Source organism: Streptomyces sp. DSM 40868 (genome assembly GCF_011820545.1).
Lineage (GTDB): Bacteria > Actinomycetota > Actinomycetes > Streptomycetales > Streptomycetaceae > Streptomyces > Streptomyces eurythermus.
Genome location: NZ_CP050504.1, coordinates 6,848,323 through 6,866,150, shown reverse-complemented (window position 1 = coordinate 6,866,150; position 17,828 = coordinate 6,848,323). Strand labels below are relative to the sequence as shown.

11 protein-coding genes are annotated in these 17,828 nt (G+C 73.6%); 7 read left to right on the top strand and 4 right to left on the bottom strand.

Going from position 1 to position 17,828, the window contains the following annotated elements:
• Positions 1–275 precede the first annotated feature (275 nt).
• The 5 genes from hppD to HB370_RS31185 are packed head-to-tail and all read left to right on the top strand — an operon-like array spanning position 276 to position 6,155.
• Positions 276–1,352 carry a 4-hydroxyphenylpyruvate dioxygenase gene (hppD, locus tag HB370_RS31205; protein ID WP_030777982.1) on the top strand — a complete coding sequence of 359 codons (1,077 nt, stop codon included), beginning with the start codon at positions 276–278 and terminating at the stop codon, positions 1,350–1,352.
• Positions 1,349–2,488, top strand: coding sequence for an alpha-hydroxy acid oxidase (locus HB370_RS31200; protein ID WP_208974461.1), 1,140 nt, complete (start codon positions 1,349–1,351; stop codon positions 2,486–2,488). The genes hppD and HB370_RS31200 overlap by 4 nt, the downstream gene beginning before the upstream one ends.
• The gene (locus HB370_RS31195) at positions 2,482–3,027 is read left to right on the top strand and encodes a hypothetical protein (protein ID WP_051815396.1); all 546 of its coding nucleotides are present in this window, start codon (positions 2,482–2,484) and stop codon (positions 3,025–3,027) included. The genes HB370_RS31200 and HB370_RS31195 overlap by 7 nt, the downstream gene beginning before the upstream one ends.
• Entirely contained in the window at positions 3,014–5,155 is a 2,142-nt protein-coding gene (locus tag HB370_RS31190) for a malate synthase G (RefSeq protein WP_030777980.1), read from the top strand. The genes HB370_RS31195 and HB370_RS31190 overlap by 14 nt, the downstream gene beginning before the upstream one ends.
• 37 nt (positions 5,156–5,192) lie before the next feature.
• Entirely contained in the window at positions 5,193–6,155 is a 963-nt protein-coding gene (locus HB370_RS31185) for a quinone oxidoreductase (protein WP_030777978.1), read from the top strand.
• Positions 6,156–6,241: 86 nt separating this feature from the next.
• On the opposite strand, the gene HB370_RS31180 is transcribed toward HB370_RS31185, so the two are convergent.
• A complete protein-coding gene (locus HB370_RS31180) occupies positions 6,242–7,912 on the bottom strand; it encodes an AMP-binding protein (RefSeq protein WP_030777976.1) in 1,671 nt (556 codons plus the stop codon).
• Between the two features lie 1,580 nt (positions 7,913–9,492).
• On the opposite strand from HB370_RS31180, the gene HB370_RS31175 reads away from it, so the two are divergent.
• The gene (locus tag HB370_RS31175) at positions 9,493–12,312 is read left to right on the top strand and encodes a LuxR family transcriptional regulator (RefSeq protein ID WP_030777973.1); all 2,820 of its coding nucleotides are present in this window, start codon (positions 9,493–9,495) and stop codon (positions 12,310–12,312) included.
• A 212-nt stretch (positions 12,313–12,524) separates the two neighbouring features.
• Entirely contained in the window at positions 12,525–13,316 is a 792-nt protein-coding gene (locus HB370_RS31170) for a serine protease (protein ID WP_030777972.1), read from the top strand.
• 118 nt (positions 13,317–13,434) lie between these two features.
• Here HB370_RS31170 and HB370_RS31165 read toward each other — a convergent pair whose 3' ends face one another.
• The 3 genes from HB370_RS31165 to HB370_RS42505 form a co-directional block, all read right to left on the bottom strand.
• Positions 13,435–14,748: an extracellular solute-binding protein gene (locus HB370_RS31165; RefSeq protein WP_030777970.1), complete on the bottom strand. Its 1,314-nt coding sequence runs from the start codon at positions 14,746–14,748 to the stop codon at positions 13,435–13,437.
• A complete protein-coding gene (locus HB370_RS31160) occupies positions 14,745–15,770 on the bottom strand; it encodes a hypothetical protein (RefSeq protein WP_244405690.1) in 1,026 nt (341 codons plus the stop codon). The genes HB370_RS31165 and HB370_RS31160 overlap by 4 nt, the downstream gene beginning before the upstream one ends.
• A gap of 92 nt (positions 15,771–15,862) precedes the next feature.
• The gene (locus HB370_RS42505) at positions 15,863–17,812 is read right to left on the bottom strand and encodes a vWA domain-containing protein (RefSeq protein ID WP_037700652.1); all 1,950 of its coding nucleotides are present in this window, start codon (positions 17,810–17,812) and stop codon (positions 15,863–15,865) included.
• Between the last annotated feature and the right edge of the window lie 16 nt (positions 17,813–17,828).

Here is a 17,828-nt window from a genome sequence, read left to right as displayed (position 1 = left end):
CCGAGCGTCAGATTCGCAAGAATTGCAATCAGCGATTCAGTATTGCCTGCTCAGCGCACATCAGGTGTGCCCTGAAACATAGATTTAATCTTCATCTTTTGTCGCGCCGCCGAATGCGACCGTTGCCGAGCCGCCCGAGGGGACTGTAAGTTCGAGTCGAGCGAGCCGCACTTGCCAATGGAGTGTGTCAGCCGCAGGTCAGAGCGTTCTGGGGGATCTCTCGGCCTAATCCCCACGTCTGATTTCGGTCACTTCAAAGCGTTTGGAGAGCTGCCATGCATGTGTTGCGTGATGCTCGGCTGGATCACGTCGAGTTCTATGTCGAAGACGCTGACGCGACCGCCCAGGATCTCGTGTCCAAATACGCCTTCCAGATAGCGGGAACGTCGAGCGAGAGCATCCGGTCCCACCGCTCGATCGCGTTGAGGCAAGGGGACAGCGTCCTCCTGCTCACCCAGGGGCTGACCGAGAGTTCCCCGGTGTCCGCATGGGTCCGCACCCATGGTGACGGCGTGGCCAGCATCTGGCTGCGCACGCCGTCGGTCCGTGCGGCCTTCGAGGAGGCCGTGGCCAACGGTGCCGAAGCCGTGCTTCAGCCGGTCGAGCGCGCCGGTGTGCTGATCGCCGGCTTCGGCGCGTTCGGCGACGTCCAGCACGGTCTGGTCGAACGCCCGGACGACGCCGGACCCGGGCAGCTGCCGCCGGGCATCGTCCCGGCCCGGGACTCCGCGCCGCAGGCGCCCGTGGAATTCGGCGTTCTCGACCACTTCGCCTACCTCGTCGGCGCCGGCGACCTCAGCAACGCGGTGAAGTTCTACGAATCCGTCCTGGGTTTCTCGGTGATCTTCGAGGACCGGACCATGGTCGGCGGTCAGGGCATGGACTCCAAGGTCGTGCGCAACGCCGCGGGCGACATCACGTTCACCATCGTGGAGTCCGCCGCGAAACCGGGACAGGCCATGGACTTCATCGCCGAGTTCGTACAGAAGAACGCCGGGCCCGGGATCGAGCACATCGCGTTCGGCTGCGCGGACATCGTGACGGCCGTCCAGAACCTGCGCGGGCGCGGGGTGCAATTCCTCGACACACCGGGCGCCTACTACGACATGCTGCCCGACCGCCTCGGCGGTGTGAAGCGCCACGAACTCGAGCAACTGCGCGAACTGGGCATCCTCGCCGACCGGGACCACGGCGGCGAGCTCTTCCAGATCTTCACCTACTCCACGCATCCGCGGAAGACCTTCTTCTTCGAGGTGATCGAGCGGTTCGGTGCCGAGACCTTCGGCAAGGGCAACGTCAAGGCGTTGTTCGAGGCCAGGAAGGCGGAACGGGACCAGCGGGAGGAACGGTGACGGACGTGGTGGAGGCCGGGCAACCGCGTCCGCCGCACTCCGTGGCCGATTTCGCCGACGCGGCCCGCGCCGTGATACCGCCCGGCGCCTGGGACTTCGTCTCCGGCGGCAGCGGCGCCGAACTGAGCATGGCGGCCAACCGGCGCGCCTTCGACAACCTGTACGTGGCGCCGCGGATGCTGCGCGACGTGTCGCACGTGTCGACCGCGACCCGCCTGGTCGGCACCGAGACGAGCCTGCCGGTGGCCATCGCGCCGATGGCCTACCACGGGCTGGTCCACCCGCACAGCGAGGCGGCCACCGCACGCGCGGCGAAGACGGCGGGCGTGCCCTTCACCGCGGCGATGCTCAGCGGGACACCGGTGGAACGCATCGCCGAATCGGGTGCCGACCTGTGGTTCCAGCTGTACTGGCTGCGGGACCGGGGCGCCACCGCCGAACTGGTCAGCCGGGCCGAGGCCGCGGGCTGCCAGGCACTCATGCTCACCGTCGACGTGCCCCGGCTGGGCCGTCGCCTCAAAGACCACCGCAACGGCTTCGCGCTGCCGCCCGACGTCTACGCCGCCCACTTCCGCGGCGAGGCCGCGACCGGAGCGCAACGGGGCTCCGGTGCGGGCTCGGCCGTCGCCACACACACCACCGAGATGTTCGACCCCTCACTGGCGTGGGGCGACATCGAATGGCTGCGGGCGCGCACCCGGCTGCCGCTCGTCGTGAAGGGCATCCTGACGCGCGAGGACGCCGTCAGGGCGGTGCGCTCGGGCGTGGACGCGCTGGTGGTCTCCAATCACGGCGGACGTCAGCTCGACGGAGCCGTGCCCGCGCTCACGGTGCTGCCGGAGATCCGGGACGCGGTCGGGGACACGGTGGAACTGCTGGTCGACGGCGGTATCCGCTCGGGCACGGACGTACTCAAGGCCCTGGCGCGCGGCGCCGACGGCGTCCTGCTGGGACGGCCGGTCCTCTACGGGCTCGCCGTCGGCGGCGAGTCGGGCGTCGAGGCGGTGCTGTCGCTGCTGCGCGAGGAACTGGAGACGGATCTCGCCCTGTCCGGCTGCCGTACCGTCGGCGAGGCCGCCCACCTGAAGACCTACGAATCGAACGCTTCCAGCAGTACGGGGACTGCATCATGGTGAAGCAGAACGTCATCAAGACGCTCGGTCCGTCGGGGACGGACGCGCACGCGGAGGCCGTCCGCATCGGGGGCGAGAACATCGAACTCTTCCCCTCCTTCCGTGCCGCCATCGACAACTGCGAGACATACGGCGGCAAGGCGCTGGTCGCCGCCGGCTATCTGGACATGCGCGACGGAGCGGTGGTCGACTCCTGGGTCGACCTTCATTTCAGCAAGCTGCGGTCGATGACGATGGTCGGGGTCTGGGAGTCACCGACCAAGCCCATGTGCGTCGCGGTCCACTCGGAGTTCTCCGGCGGGCTCGCGGACATCCGCACGGCGGCGGCACACCCGGCCACCCTGCAGTTCGTGCGCGAGCACATGCCGGCCGGCGTGGAGGTCTCGACGGTGCGGGCGAAGCCGGAGGCCGCGCGGCTGGTGAGCGAGCAGGTCGTCGATGCCTGCATCGGATCGGTGGACGTCGTCGAGTCCATCGAGAACCTGAAGATCTTGAAGAAATTGGAGGCGTCGATGGTGTGGTGCCTGTATGAGCATCGCTGACGTCGCCGCGGACGCACGGGTCCGGATCGGGTCCCTGCGGGTCGCGCGCGCGTTCCGGGATTTCGTGGAGTTGGAGGCCCTCCCCGGCACCGGCGTGGCCGCCGGGGAGTTCTGGGCGGGGTTCGAGCGGCTGATCGCCGACCTCGCGCCGCGCGATCGCGCGTTGCTGGCCCGCCGCCGCGAACTGCAGGACAGCGTGGACGCCTGGCACACCGAGCACCGCGGTGAGGACTTCGACGCGGACGCGTACCGCCGGCACCTGACCGAGATCGGCTACCTGGCCGCGACGCCGGAGCCGTTCACCGTGGACACCACCGGCACGGACGCGGAGATCACGCGGATCGCCGGCCCGCAGCTGCTGGTGCCGGTGGTGGACGAGGACTTCGCGATCGAGGGCGTCAATGCCCGGTGGGGGTCGCTGTACCGCGCCCTGTACGACACCGACGTGATCCCCCCGGGCGACGCCGCCGAACGCCGCAAGGCGGTCATCGACTTCGCGCGCGGCCTCCTCGACGTGATGGCGCCGCTCGACAAGGGCTCGTACGCGGACGCGACGGGTTGTCAAGTCGTGGACGGCGCGCTGCGCGTGGAGTTGTCCGACGGCACGTCCGGCACGCTGGCCCCCACCGCGCGGCTGGCCGGATTCCGCGGTGATCCCGCCCGGCCGTCGGCCGTGCTGATCGAACATCACCACCTGCACGTGGAGATCGAGTTCGATCCGGACGGCGAGTTCGGCCGTCTCGACGCGGCCGGCATCCAGGACGTGGTCCTCGAATCCGGGATCACCACGATCATGGACTTCGAGGACTGTGTCGCCGCCGTGGACGTCATGGACAAGATCGAGGTCCACCGCGCCTGGCTGCGTCTGATGCGCGGCAGCTACACGGCGCGGCACGGCGGCGGCATGAACCCCGACCGCCGGTACACCGCCCCGGACGGCGGCCACGTATCGCTCCCCGGGCGGGCACTGCTGTTCGCCCGGATCGTGGGGCCGCTGATGACCACGGACGCGATCCTCGACCCCGAGGGCGCCGAGGTGCCCGAGGTCATCGTGGACGCCGTGATCGCCACTCTCGCGGCGCTGCACGACCTGCGGGGCGACACCTCCCGCGGGAACTCCCGGGCCGGGGCGGTGTATCTGGCGGTGCCGAAGCTGCACGGGCCGGACGAGTTCGCCTTCGTCGATGAGCTGTTCGGCCGCGTGGAGCGCCTGCTCGGGCTGCCCGAACACACGGTGAAACTCGGGCTGCTGGACGAGGAGCGGCGCACCACCGTCAACCTGGCGGCGTGCCTGGAGGCGGTCCGGCATCGGGTCGTCTCCACCAACAACGGCCTGCTCGACCGGACCGGCGACGAGATCCGCACCTCGATGACGGCCGGGCCCGTGGTGCGCAAGGCCGCCATGAGGACCCAGTCCTGGCAGCAGGCGTACGAGCGGTGGCACGTCGACACCTGCCTCGCCCACGGCCTTCAGGACCGCGGACTGATCGGGCTGGGCATGTGGCCCACGCCCGGCCGGATGCGCGACCTGTTCGAGTCCAAGAGCGGCCAGCTCTCCCTGGGCGCGGGGATGACCTGGGTGCCGACCGCCGTCGCCGCGACGCTGCACGCCGTGCACTACCACCAGGTGGACATCGCCGGCGTGCAGCGCGAGATCGCGGCGGCCGGACCGCGTCACTCCCTCGACGAGCTGCTGCGCCCGCCGGTCGCCGAAGCCGTCAGCGATCTGCGGACGGAGCTGGACGCCCACTGCTACACCGTCCTCGGCTACGCGGTGCGCTGGATCGAGCGCGCCGTCGCCAGTTCCCCGATGCCCGCCCTCGACGGTGTCGTCGTCCTCGAGGACCGCGCCACCCTGCGGATGTCGACCCAGATGCTGGCGAACTGGCTGCTCCACGACGTGATCACCGCGCAGGACGTGGACGACGGGCTGCGCCGGACGGCGGCGGTCCTGGACGACCGCCTCCGTGACGAGCCGGGCTACCGGCCACTGCTGCCCGCGGGGGAAGCCTCCCTGGCGTGGCAGGCGGCCCGCGAGCTGATCATGCGGGGCGCGACGGCGCCGAACGGCTACACCGAACCGGTGCTGTACCGGTTCCGCCGCACGCACAAGGCCCGGACGGCGTGATGCGGTCGAACCGACGAGAGCGAGAAAGGGAGACCTCGTGCACGCGATAGTGGTGACCGAGCCCGGCGGCCCGGACGCCCTGCGCTACGGCCGGATGCCGGACCCGGTCGCCGGGCCGGGTGAGGTGCTGGTGCGTACCAGGGCGATCGGTGTGAACTACCGTGATGTGTACGTGCGCAGGGGGGAGTATCCCGCCGAGCTGCCCGTTCCGGGCCTCGAAGGAGCAGGCGAGGTCGTGGCCGTGGGCGAGGGGGCCGAGGTCACCGTCGGCGATCGGGTGGCCTGGGCGTACGGCAAGGCCAGCTACGCCGAACTCGTGGCCGTCCCCGCCGACCAGTGCGTGCCGGTGCCCGACGGGATCGACTGGCAGGTCGCCGGTGGCGCGCTGTTGCAGGGCATGACCGCGCACTACCTCCTGGAGTCGGTGTACCGGCCGGCGCCGGAAGAGCCGGTCCTGATCCACGCGGGGGCCGGCGGTATGGGCCAGCTCCTGGTGCAATGGGCCGCGGCGCGCGGCGCCAAGGTGATCACCACCGTGTCCACCGACGAGAAGGAGAAGCTCGCCCGGGAGGCCGGGGCCTGGCACGTGCTGCGTTACGGCGACGATCTCGCCGGCCAGGTCCGGGAACTGACGGACGGGGAAGGTGTCCACGCCGTCTACGACGGTGTCGGCGCGGCCACCTTCGAGGCGAGCCTCGCCTCGCTCCGGCCGCGCGGCACCCTCGCGTTGTTCGGTTCCGCGAGCGGCCGGGTGCCCCCGTTCGATCTGCAACGCCTGGCCGAGCTGGGTTCGCTGCTGGTGACCCGGCCGGTGCTGCCGCACTTCGTCCGGACCCGCGCCGAGGTTCTGTGGCGCGCGAACGAGGTCTTCGGCGCACTGTCCGACAACGTACTGCGCGTACGGTTCGGCGGTACCTACGCCCTGTCCGAAGCGGAGCAGGCCCACCGGGCGATCGAGTCCCGCACCACGACCGGTTCCCTCGTGCTGCTGCCGGACTGACGCCCGCGCGGGCCCGGGCACACGCTCACCGCCCCCGCACACGGCGGCCTTGGTCACCTCGGCCGCCGTGTGCGGGGGCCGCGCGGTCAGCGGAAGTCCTCCTCGCGGTACTCGTCGGGCGAGCCCTCGGCCGTGGCCTCGCGCAGCTCGATCCGGCGGATCTTGCCGGAGACGGTCTTGGGCAGGGTGCCGAACTCCAGCCGGCGGATGCGCTTGTAGGGGGCGAGCACCTCACGGGAGTGCTCGAAGAGGACCTTCGCGGTGCCGGGCCCGGGCTCCCAGCCCTCGGCGAGCACGACGTACGCCTTGGGCACGGCGAGCCGCAGCTCGTCCGGGGCGGGCACCACGGCGGCCTCGGCCACCGCCTCGTGCTCCAGCAGCGCGCTCTCCAGCTCGAACGGACTCACCTTGTAGTCGGAGGACTTGAACACGTCGTCGCTGCGCCCGATGTAGGTGAGGTAGCCCTCCTCGTCCCGGGTCGCGATGTCCCCGGTGCGGTAGTAGCCGCCCGCCATGGCCTCGGCCGTGCGGTCCGGGTCGCCGTGGTAGCCGGTCATCAGGCCGGCCGGGCGCTCGGCCAGGTCGAGGGCGATCTCCCCCTCGGTGACACCGGGCTCGCCGGAGACCGGGTCCAGCAGGACCACCCGGTAGCCGGGGCTCGGCCGGCCCATGGAACCGGTCTTCAGCGGCTGGCCGGGGGTGTTGGCGACCTGCACGGCGGTCTCGGTCTGGCCGAACCCGTCCCGGATGGTCACTCCCCAGGCGCGCCGGACCTGTTCGATGACCTCGGGGTTGAGCGGTTCGCCGGCGGCCACGGCCTCGCGGGGCGGGTTCGCCAGCCGGGTGAGGTCGGCCTGGATGAGCATCCGCCACACCGTCGGCGGGGCGCAGAAGGTGGTGACTCCGGCGCGGTCCATCTCGGCCATCAGCCGGCCGGCGTCGAAGCGGGTGTAGTTGACGACGAAGACGGTCGCCTCCGCGTTCCACGGGGCGAACAGGTTGGACCAGGCGTGCTTGGCCCAGCCGGGCGAGGAGATGTTCAGGTGGACGTCGCCGGGCTCGAGCCCGATCCAGTACATGGTGGACAGATGGCCGATCGGGTACGAGGTGTGGGTGTGCTCGACCAGTTTGGGGCGGGCGGTCGTGCCCGAGGTGAAGTAGAGCATCAGCGGGTCGTCGGCCAGGGTCGGGCCGTCCGGGACGAAGTCGGCGGGGGCCGCGTAGGCGTCCTCGTACGGCTCCCAGCCCTCCTCGGGCAGGCCGCCGACGCTGATCCGGGTGTAGCCGCCGGGCACGTCGGCGAACTTGGCGGTGTCCTCCGCCCGGACGATGGCGTGCCGCACCCGGCCCCGCTCGACCCGGTCGCGCAGATCGGCGGGGCCGAGCAGCGGGGTGGCCGGGATGACGACCGCGCGCAGCTTCATCGCGGCCAGCGCGGTCTCCCACAGCTCGGCCTGGTTGCCGAGCATGACGAGGATCCGGTCCTCGGGGGCGACCCCGCGTTCGCGCAGCCACCGGGCGACCCGGTTGGAGCGCGCGGACAGCTCGGCGAAGGACAGCCGGGTCTCGGTGCCGTCCTCCTCGACGATGTGCAGCGCCGTGCGGTCGTTGCCCTCGGCGATGACGTCGAACCAGTCCAGCGCCCAGTTGAAGTGCCGGGGCCGGGGCCAGCGGAAGCCCTCGTAGGCGGTGGCATAGTCCTCGCGGTGTGCCAGCAGGAAGTCCCTGGCTTCGCGGAACGTCTCGGTCGCCGTCATCCACGTCCTCCTCGGTACCGGACCATTGCCGGGCGGCTCCCCGGCATCGTCTAATCCGTGATGCGGGTCTCACTACCCCCGAACGGGGTCGCCCGCACCGAAGGAGCGTCAAGGTGGCAGCAGAGGCCGTGGCGGCGGGGACACGCGGCGCGCCGTCCCGGCCCCGGCGCGCCGCGGGGCCACCGCCCGTCGCCTTCAGCGGCCTGGTGGAATCCGGCCGGCCGCACCCGCGCGTCAGCGAGCCGAGCACCCCGGCCACGGCGGCGCCGCGCTCGCCCACGGTGACCTCCGGCCCCGGGCCGGGCGGCAGGGCGGGGTCGCCAGCCCGGTCGTACGCGCTGCCGCACCGCGCGCGGTCGCGGCGGGCCGGCCATGCGTACGGCACCCCGCTGGCCGCCGAGGACATCCGCGGGATGCTCACGGCGCCGGTGGTGGTGCGGCGCCGGGCGCGCGGCGTGCTCCACGGCGCGCCGCGCTCGACCCGACCGCCGGACGCGGGAGTGACGGCGGCACGCGACGCGGAGCAGACGCCGGTGACGGAGGACGAGGCACGAGAGCCACCCGCCAAGGCCCAGCCGGAACCGAGGGCGGCCAGTCGGGGTACCGGCCGGGAACAGGGATGCGGAGCGCTCCACGGCGCACCGCCCTCGACCCGACCGCTCGGCGCCCGGACACCGGACCCGGCAGCGACGGCGGCACGCGACGTGGAACAGACGCCGGCGGCGGAGGACGAGGCACGAGAGCCACCCGCCAAAGCCCAGCCGGAACCGAGGGCGAACGGCCGGGGTGCCGACCCGGAACGGGGATGCGGAGCACTCCACGACGCGCCACCCTCGACCCGACCGCTCGGCGCCCGAACACCGGACCCGGCAGCGACGGCGGCACGCGACGCGGAGCAGACGCCGGTGACGGAGGACGAAGCACGGAAACCACCCGCCAAAGCCCAGCCGGAACCGAGGGCGAACGGCCGGGGTGCCGACTGGGGACAGGGGTACGGGGCGCACGCTGTGGTGCGGGCGCCGGTGTCCCGGACCGCCGGCCGGGAACCGCGGACCGCACCGCTCGCCGGGCACGGGTGGCCAACCGCCCCCACACGAGTCGGGGGCGGGCCACCGACCACACCGCCACAAGCCGAGCGCGGACCGCCGACCACGCCACCACAAGCCGAGCGCGGACCGCCGACCACGCCACCACAAGCCGAGCGCGGACCACCGACCACGCCGCCACGCGCCGGGAGCGTGACCCTGGCGCGGCGTGAACCGGTCGTGTTGTGCTGGGGGGCGGTGGGATCCGCCGACGCGGTGGTGGCCGGGCGGCCGGGCGCCGGCCCGGAGACGGTCGGGAGTTGTTCGCGTCCGGCGATGCGGAGGCCGGGCGCCCGCACACGAGGGAAGGCGGTGAGCACGGCCCGGGGGGCGGGAGCGTCACCCGAAGACGGTTGGGAAACCTGCCCATTCATCCGGCGTCGCTTTGAATTTCCCTCTGCTTGACCGTTTGTTATTTCCCTCACCACGGCTTCCGTCCGAATTTCAGGGATCGTTGCCTAGAATTTGGCCCGGACACGACACAGGAGGGGAGCGGTGACCGTGCGACGGGACTTCCAGGAGTCTGCCAGGTGCCGCCCCGACCTGGTCATCGGCCGCGAGGAGTTGTTCGCCGGCGCCCGTGAGCAACTCGCCTCGGGCGGCAGTGTGCTGCTCCACGGCCCCGCCGGAATAGGGAAATCCACCGTCCTGCGGGCATTGGCCGAGGAATACGGTGCCACCGCGCGCACGGTCTTGCGGTGCTCGGCGACGGAGTCCGAATCCCATCTGCCGTTCCTCGCCCTCGCCGATCTGCTCGGCCTGGTCCTGGACGAGGTCTCCCCCCGGCTGCCCGCCGCCCAGCGCACCGCCCTGGAGTCGGCGCTCACCGGCCGCGGCGAGTCCAGCCTCCAGCGCGACGGCCTCGCGCTGCGCCTGGCGGTGCTCTCCGCGCTGCGCGCGCTCGCCACCGACGGCCCCGTGCTGGTCGTCGCCGACGATCTGCAGTGGCTGGACCCGGCCAGCGCCGAACTCCTCGGCTTCGCCGCCCGGCGCCTGGAGGGCACCCCGGTGCAACTGCTGTGCGCGGTGCGCACGGAGGGCCAGGAGAGCCAGGAGTACGACCGTCAGCTGCGCGCCTGCCCGCCGGGCACCCTCGCCGTCCGGCTCGGCCCGCTCACCCGGGCCCAGGTCGCCCAGCTGCTCGACCACCGCGGCCACGGCGGCCTGCCCCGCTCCACGGTGCGCGAGATCCACCGCACCAGCGGCGGCAACCCGCTGTTCGCCCTGGAACTGGGCCGCGCCCTCGCCGACAGTCCCACCCCGCCCCGGCCCGGCGAGCCGCTGCCCGTGCCGACCTCGCTGCGCGCCCTGGTGCTCAGCCGCCTGGACATGCTCTCGGTGGAGGCCCGCCGCACCCTGCTGGTGGCCAGCGCCGGCGCCCGCCCCACCCCGGCGCTGCTGCGCGCCGCCGGCCGGGAGAACGCCGAGGCCGAGTGCGCCCAGGCCGCCGAACTCGGGCTGCTGGCCACCGAGCCCGACGCCCCCGCCGTACGGTTCGCGCACCCGCTGATCTCCGCGGCGCTGTACGCGGAGGCGCCCGCGCACGAGCGGCGGGCGGCGCACGCGGCGCTGTCCACCGCCGCCTCCGACCCGATAGAGCGGGCCCGGCACCTGGCCCTGGCCACCACCGGCACGGACCCGGAGGTGGCCGCCCGGCTGGCCGAGGCCGCCGCCCTCGCCCGGGACCGCGGGGCGCCCTCGGTCGCCGCCCAGCTCGGGCTGCTCGCCGCCCGGCGCACCCCCGCCGACGGCAGCCCGGGCCCGGAGGAGCGCCGGCTCGCCGCCGCCGAGGACGCGATCACCGCCGGGGAGGTCGACCTGGCCCGGGACATCGCCCGGGAGGTGCTCACCCGGGCGAGTGTGCCCGCCGACCGGGTGCGGGCCTGGATCATCGTCATCGACACCGCCGGCCACACCATGACCGAGGTCGACGCCGTCTTCCCGCAGGCCCTCGCCGACGCCGGGGACGACCCCCGGCTGCTGGCCCTGGTGCACTACCAGCTGGCCTGGCGGGCGCTGATCGTGGAGGGCGACTTCACCGAGGCCCGGCAGGCCGCCGCGCACGCCGCCGAGCTGGCCGCGCGCGGCCAGGACCGGCGCACCGAGCTGCTCGCCCTGGCCTTCCAGGCGCAGACCGAAACCCTGATGGGCCATCCGGAGGCACCGCGCACCATCAAACGGGCGCTGCGCGAGCCCCAGGATCCCCGGGTGGCCTGCCATCACAACGGCGCGGGCAGCGCCCGGTTCCGCTGGCTGGTGATGGGCGACCAGCTGGCCGAGGCCCGGACCACCGTCACCGGGCTGCTGCGCGAGGTCCGCCGGCGCGGCTCGGTGGAGAGCGAGGTGCACTTCCTGCGCGGCCTCGCCGAGACCGAGCTGCGCGCCGGGCACTGCGGGCGCGCCCTGGACCTGGCCCGCGACAGCCTGCGGCTGGCCAGGGACTCGGGCATCGGCGAGACCGCCTCGGCGATGCTCACCTCGCTCGCGGAGGCCTCCGGCGGCGAGGTCGACCGGGCGCTGGCGCTCGCCCGGGAGGCGGTGCAGCACGCCGAGGAGGACGGCGACCAGATGTACCTCTCCCGGGCGCTGGGCGCCCTCGGGTACGCCCAGCTGGTGGCCGGGGACCCGGCGGGCACGGTGCGCTCGCTGCGCCGGGTGCGCAGCCTGGAGCTGGGGCTCGGCATCACCGACCCGGCCCGGGGCCGCTGGCAGGGGGATCTGGCCGAGGCGCTGGTCCGTACCGGTGAGGCGGCCGAGGCGCAGGACGTCATCGACGTGAGCCGGGAGCACGCGCTCCGGCTCGGCCGGGAGAGCGTGCTCGCCGTGCTGGACCGGTCCGAGGCGCTGGTGCGTGCCGCCCGGGGCGACCGGGAGGCCGCCGTCGCCCAGCTGACGTCCGCTCAGGACCGGCTCGGCAAGCTCGGCTACGGCCTGGAGGAGGCGCGGGCCGCGTTCGCGCTGGCCCGGCTGCGCGGCCGGGGCCCCGGCGCGGCGGCCTTCGACGAGGCCGCCCGGATGTTCCGGCGCTGCCGGGCGCTGCCCTGGCTGCGCCAGGTGGAGGACGCGCTCGCCGCCCCCGAGCCGGAACCGGTGCCGGACCGGCCGGAGGCGCCGGCCGCGCTGGAGGTGCTGGCGGCGATGGAGCGTCAGGTCGCCGCGCTGGTCATGGAGGGGGCCACCAACCGGGAGATCGCGGCCCGGCTGTTCATCAGCGTGAAGACGGTGGAGGCGACCCTGACCCGGGTCTACCGCAAACTGGGGATCCGGTCGCGGGTCGACATCGTCCGATTGGCGGCGGCTCGACGGGCGCGCTGAGCACGGCCCTAGTTAACTGAACCGGACCGAGGGTTTTCCCTCACCCAGCCCCTTAGGGGGTTCCCTCATTGGGAGCCGTGGGTTCCGGGTCCTAGCGTAAAGGGCGTGCCGCTCGCCCGGGCACACGGGGTCGGTCCTGCGACCTCCCCGTGCACACCGCCCACCGACACCCGCGCGACCCCCCACCGGTGCAACCCCCACTGAGGAGACTCATGTTCGGGCCCAGACGTGTGAGAAAGACCGCCGCGACCCTGGTGGCCACCGCCGCCGCCGCGGCGACCGCGCTGCTCGCCTCCCCCACCGCGAGCGCCGCACCCCAGCCCATCGTCGGCGGTACGACCACCACAACGACCTCGTACCCGTTCATGATGCAGATCACGGACGCGTCCCAGAACCAGTTCTGCGGCGGCACCCTGGTGTCCCCCACCAAGGTCGTCACCGCCGCGCACTGCATGGTCGGCGAGACCACGAGCAGCGTCCGCGTGGTCGGGGGCCGGACCTACCTCAACGGCACCAACGGCACGGTGAGCCGGGTCAGCAGGATCTGGATCAACCCGGGTTACACGGACGCCACCAACGGCGACGACGTGGCCGTGCTGACCTTGTCGACGTCGATGCCGTACACCACGGCCAAGTACGTCTCCTCCTCACAGACGAGCGTCTACGCGGCCGGCACCTCGGCACGCATCCTCGGCTGGGGGACCACCTCGGAGAACGGCAGCTCCTCCAACCAGCTGCGGACCGCGACCGTGCCGATCGTGTCCGATTCCAGCTGCCGTTCCTCCTACGGGTCGGACTTCGTCCAGTCCGACATGGTGTGCGCCGGATACTCCTCCGGCGGCGTGGACACCTGCCAGGGCGACAGCGGCGGTCCCCTGCTCATCGGGGGCGTCCTGGCAGGGATCACTTCCTGGGGCGAGGGGTGCGCGGAGGCCGGTTACCCGGGTGTCTACACCCGGCTGACCACCTTCTCGGACCTGGTGACCGCGCAGGTCAACTCGTAACCCGGAAGACTTCCCGAGCACCCCTCGGGGATGTGCCGGGGGGCGTTGCGGGCCACCACGAGCGGCCCGCAACGCCCCCTTTCCAATGCCCGCCGCCCGCCGCCCCGCGCCGGGGCCGCTACCTCCGGTCGCACACCGACGGCAGCCAGGTCAGGTCCCGGGTGCCGCTGAGGGTGTCCAGGGAGCCCAGCAGTCGGTCCAAGCGGTCGGGGTGGGCGAGGAATTCGACGGCCGCCTCGGCGAACGCGTCGCGCACCGCGGGCGGCATGGCGTCGGAGGCGTCGAAGCAGTGCGCCGCCTTCTCGTCTCGCAGGGCGAGGGCGAGCGAGCGGTGCCAGGCGGAGCCGGAGCCGCCGGCGGCGGGCGGCAGACCGGCGTGCACGGAGAAACCCGACTCCCCCTCGCTCCAGGCCCGTTGGGCGTCGGCCGAGGCCAGGTAGCGGATCAGCTTCCGGGCCTGCGGGGTGTCGTGCAGCAGGGCGACGAGGTCCCCGGAGACCTCCCAGGCGCGTGGGGCGGCCCCGAAGAGCAGCTCGGCGGAGGAGACGTAGCGGCCGTCGGTCTGCCGCCAGGCGGGCCGGCCGCGGATGAACGACGCCTGGTGCTCCAGCGTGCAGCCGCGCGGGCGGGCGGCGACCGGATCCGACGCCGACTGGTACGGGGTCTTCAGGGCCCGCCGGACCAGCTCCGCATCGCCGCCGGCTCCGATCAGGTCGCGCCAGGCCGTCCAGGCCGACCTCACCTGCGGGGACCGCCAGGACAGGTCGCCGCTCGCCCAGCGTTCGTAGACGGCGGGGCCGTGGCGCTGGAGCAGGATGTCCTCGATCCAGTCGGTGCCGGGCCAGCCGCTCGTGGCGCCGGAGCCCATGCCGACGCACCACGCGGCCGGCCGGCGCGCGGCGTCCCGCAACTCCCGCTCGCCGAGGCCGGCCGGGTACCAGACGATGCTCTTCAGGTCGGCCTTCAGCGGGAACCAGTACACGTGCCCGTCCGTCAGCGGGGTGGCCCAGGACGGGCCGAAGTCCTCGCGGCGCACCAGGTTCTCCAGGGGCACGAGGTGCTTCTGCCGGGCGTACTCGGCGAGTTCGCCGGGACCGGTGAGCACCACCACGTCGGGCGGTGTGCCGGCCTCGACATCCGCGCCGAGCACCTGGCTCTCGGCGTTGCTGCCCTGGTAGTCGACCCGGATGTGGTGCTTCCGCTCGAAGGGCTCGATGACCGCCTCGCGGAAGTGGCGCTCGTCGCCGCCGGTCCAGTTGGCCAGCAGGGTGACGGACGGCTCGTGCCCGAGGGCGCGTACACCTACCACGGCGGCCGCCGCCAGGACGGCCAGGCAGCTCGCCACCACGGTGACCACGCGGGCCGGACGGCGGGAGCGGCGGGGCCGGGCGCCGGGGGCGGCCGTCGCCGGGCCGCCGGGGTGCGCGCTCACCGGGGCCTGAACCGGTAGTCGTTGATGTGCCGCCTGAGGCCCGTCTCGGCCAGTGCCATCAGCAAGGCGCCTCCTATCAGGATCCACACCGCCGCCGCCGCGCGGAAGCCGGTGCCGGCCAGGTACGAGGCGGTGTGCCGCCCCGCGTCGGGGATGAGCCGCCCGGGCAGCGGGCGGTCGAGCAGGGTACGGGTGTCGGTCATCCCCGCTTGCGTCCACACGGTGAACAGCACGGTGACGGCGACACCGGCGAGCGACAGCAGCCCGGCGGCGATGAGGTGCCGGTTGTAGCGGCGCCGGAAGCGGCGGCGCAGGAAGCGCTGGGTCTCCAGCAGCGCCGCGGTCAGGGCGAGGGCGAGCAGCAGGGTGATGCTCCAGGCGAGCCACAGCAGCGGGCCGAAGGAGGTCTGCCGGTGCACGGCGGCGCGCTCCTGCCGTTGCAGGGCCTTCAGCCGGTCCTGTATGCCGGAGCCCTTCTCCGTCAGGACACTGGTGGCGTAGCTGAGGTATGCCTCGCGCAAGACGCTGCCGTCGGGCTGGAGTTGGGAGCGCTGGACCTTGTCGGCGTAGACGGTGATCAGACCGGCCACCGTCTGCAGGGCCTGCCGGCCCCCGGGCCCGCCGAGGTCGTCGTCGGCCGCGGCGGCGGCGAGGCTCTGCACGGCGACCGAGATCTGCTTCTGGAAGTCGCTCGTCGGGGCGGGCTGGGCGGCGTCCCGCTGGGCCTGGCCGAGCGCGTACAGCGCGGTGTCGAGGGACAGCACGGCCGGGGCGGTGGAGGTGCGCAGCGGGTCCGCGTCGTCGTGCACGCCCTGGTACGAGATGAACAGCGACAGGGTGAGCAGGGCCGACAGGCCGAGCAGCAGGCGGTGCCGGAGGGCCAGGTCGCGCGCGGTGGTGCTGCCGCCGTCGGGGGGCGGGGTGCCGGTTCCGGTGAGCCACGAGACCGGCCGGGAGACGAGCCGGGCGAGGGCTTCGGGCCATCGTCCGGTCGTACGGCGGTCGGTGCGGCGGGTCGGCAACCGCGGGGAGTGGGAGGCCCGTTGGTGCTGTGGGGATGGTGTGCTGACGGGTGAACCGGCGCCCGCGCCGGGTATCCCGGCGTTTCCCGGGTTCATGCCGACGCCCCTCTCAGCAGCCGCCCGCAGTCGCCTCCGCAGTAGACGGAGTCGGCCGGGCCGAGCCAGCGGCACTCCGGGCACTCGATCAGCCCGTCGGGCCGGACGGGCAGGGCGGCGCCCGGGTGGGGGGCGGCATCGGCACCGGCGGCCCGTACGCCACCCGGCCCCCGCGATCCGGGCGTTCCGGCCCGGTCCGCGCCCCCGCCTCCCGGACGCGCGCCGCCCGGCGCCGCGTGGTCCGGAGCCGCACGGTCTGGAGCCGCACGGTCCGGGCTCCGGCCTGCAGGGTCCGCGTCGGCCGGACCTTCGCCGCCCGGCCCCGCCCCGGCAAGGCTCGCGTCAACCAGCCCCGCACCGCCAGAACCCGCAGCGCCGAAACCCACTCCGCCCAGCGCCGCCCCACCCGGCCCCGCCCGGTCCGGGGCCGCACCACCCCTGCCCGTACCGCCGGCACCCACCCCGGCCACGGCCTCCCCACCGCCGTCACCGCTCCCGGGGCCACCGGATCCCGGCGCCACCGGCCGCCCCGCCGCGCCCCCACGCCCCGCACCCGCACCCGAAGGCCCCCTCCGGCCCTCCCCCGAAGGCGGCTCCGGAGGTGTCGTCAGGGCGCTGGAGAGGATGAGGTGCTGCCAGTCGACGTCCTTCAGGCCCGGGCGGATGCGGCCGGAGCCCGGGGCGGACTCGATGAGGCGGAGCGCGCCGAGCAGTTGGGCGTCGCCCAGCTCGGCGGCCAGGGCGAGGGCGCGGGCGAGTTCGCGGTCCGCCGTCTCCCGGCCGTCCGCGCCGCGCAGCCAGGCCCGGTACGCCTGGGCGACGGCGGCACTCGCCCGCTGGTACAGCTCGTGCCGCCGGACCCCGGGATGCTGCCGGGAGGCGTCGAGCGGATCGTCGGTCCAGCGCACCAGGATGGGCCGGGGCGACGGCAGCCGCAGCGGGCGCCGTACGCCGGGTACGACGATCTCCACGGCGGCCAGCTGGAGTTCCTCGCCGCTCTCCCGGCCGGCGGGGTCGGCGGTCAGGACGACCTGGAAGTGCCGTACCTCGTCGCCCCAGGCCCGGGTGACGTACTCCGCGGCGCGTCCGCCGGGGCCGGCCGGGACGGGTTGCAGCTCCTGTTCGTTCGGCACGACCTGCTTCACCTGGCGGATCACCGTGCCGGGGGTGGTCGGGGTGAGCCGGATGCGCAGTTCGGGCACCGCCGTGCCGAGCAGCCCGGCGATCAGTTCCTCGTAGGCGGCGGTGAGTTCGGACTCCCGGCGGACGGCGCGGGCGCGGCCGTGCAGCCGCCGGGTGATGGCCAGCAGCAGTTCGGCGTCCCAGTCGTCGCCGATGCCCCAGGCGTCGCAGACGAACTGGCCGGCGCAGGCGTCGAGGACGGTCTCCAGCGGCCGGCGGGAGCGGTGGTCGTGCTCGTTGCGGCCGTCGGTGAGCAGCAGGACGTGTTTGACGGGCGCGGGCTGGTCCTTGAGCAGCCGCCGGGCGAGGTCGAGCCAGGCGCCGATGGCGGTGCCGCCGTCCGCGTCCAGGAGGCGGACCGCGCGTTCGGCGGCCTCGCGTTCGCCGGGCCGGGCGACGGCGAGCACCTGGCGGCCGGGGCCGGGGTGGACCACGGTGGCGTCGAACCGTCCGGCGAGGACGGCGAAGGCGGTGCCGAAGGGCAGCATCCGGACGGCGGCGGCGGTGGCGTCCTTGGCGGCGTGGAGTTTGGCCGGCGGGTGGAGCATCGAGCGGGAGGTGTCGACGATCAGCACCTCGGCGAGGGCGGATCCGGTGCCGGGGGCGGGGGTGGCGTGCGGCGCGCCGGACGGGCCGCGGACCCCGATCTCCAGGATGGCGTGCATCTCGCGTTCGCGGTGGGGCCCGGCCGGGTCGGGCAGGGCGGGCAGTTCCGTCCGCTGGCCGACCTCCAGCGTCACCTCGGTCTCCTCGGCCACGGTCATCGCTGTCTCTCCCGGA

Bases quoted from the DNA above. Each gene is read 5' to 3' on its own strand.
- HB370_RS31180 (WP_030777976.1), bottom strand. From the start codon at position 7,912: ATGACGGCGACCGAGACGTTCCGCGAAGCCAGGGACTTCCTGCTGGCA.
- HB370_RS31195 (WP_051815396.1), top strand. From the start codon at position 2,482: ATGGTGAAGCAGAACGTCATCAAGACGCTCGGTCCGTCGGGGACGGAC.
- HB370_RS31170 (WP_030777972.1), top strand. From the start codon at position 12,525: ATGTTCGGGCCCAGACGTGTGAGAAAGACCGCCGCGACCCTGGTGGCC.
- HB370_RS31190 (WP_030777980.1), top strand. From the start codon at position 3,014: ATGAGCATCGCTGACGTCGCCGCGGACGCACGGGTCCGGATCGGGTCC.
- hppD (WP_030777982.1), top strand. From the start codon at position 276: ATGCATGTGTTGCGTGATGCTCGGCTGGATCACGTCGAGTTCTATGTC.
- HB370_RS42505 (WP_037700652.1), bottom strand. From the start codon at position 17,812: ATGACCGTGGCCGAGGAGACCGAGGTGACGCTGGAGGTCGGCCAGCGG.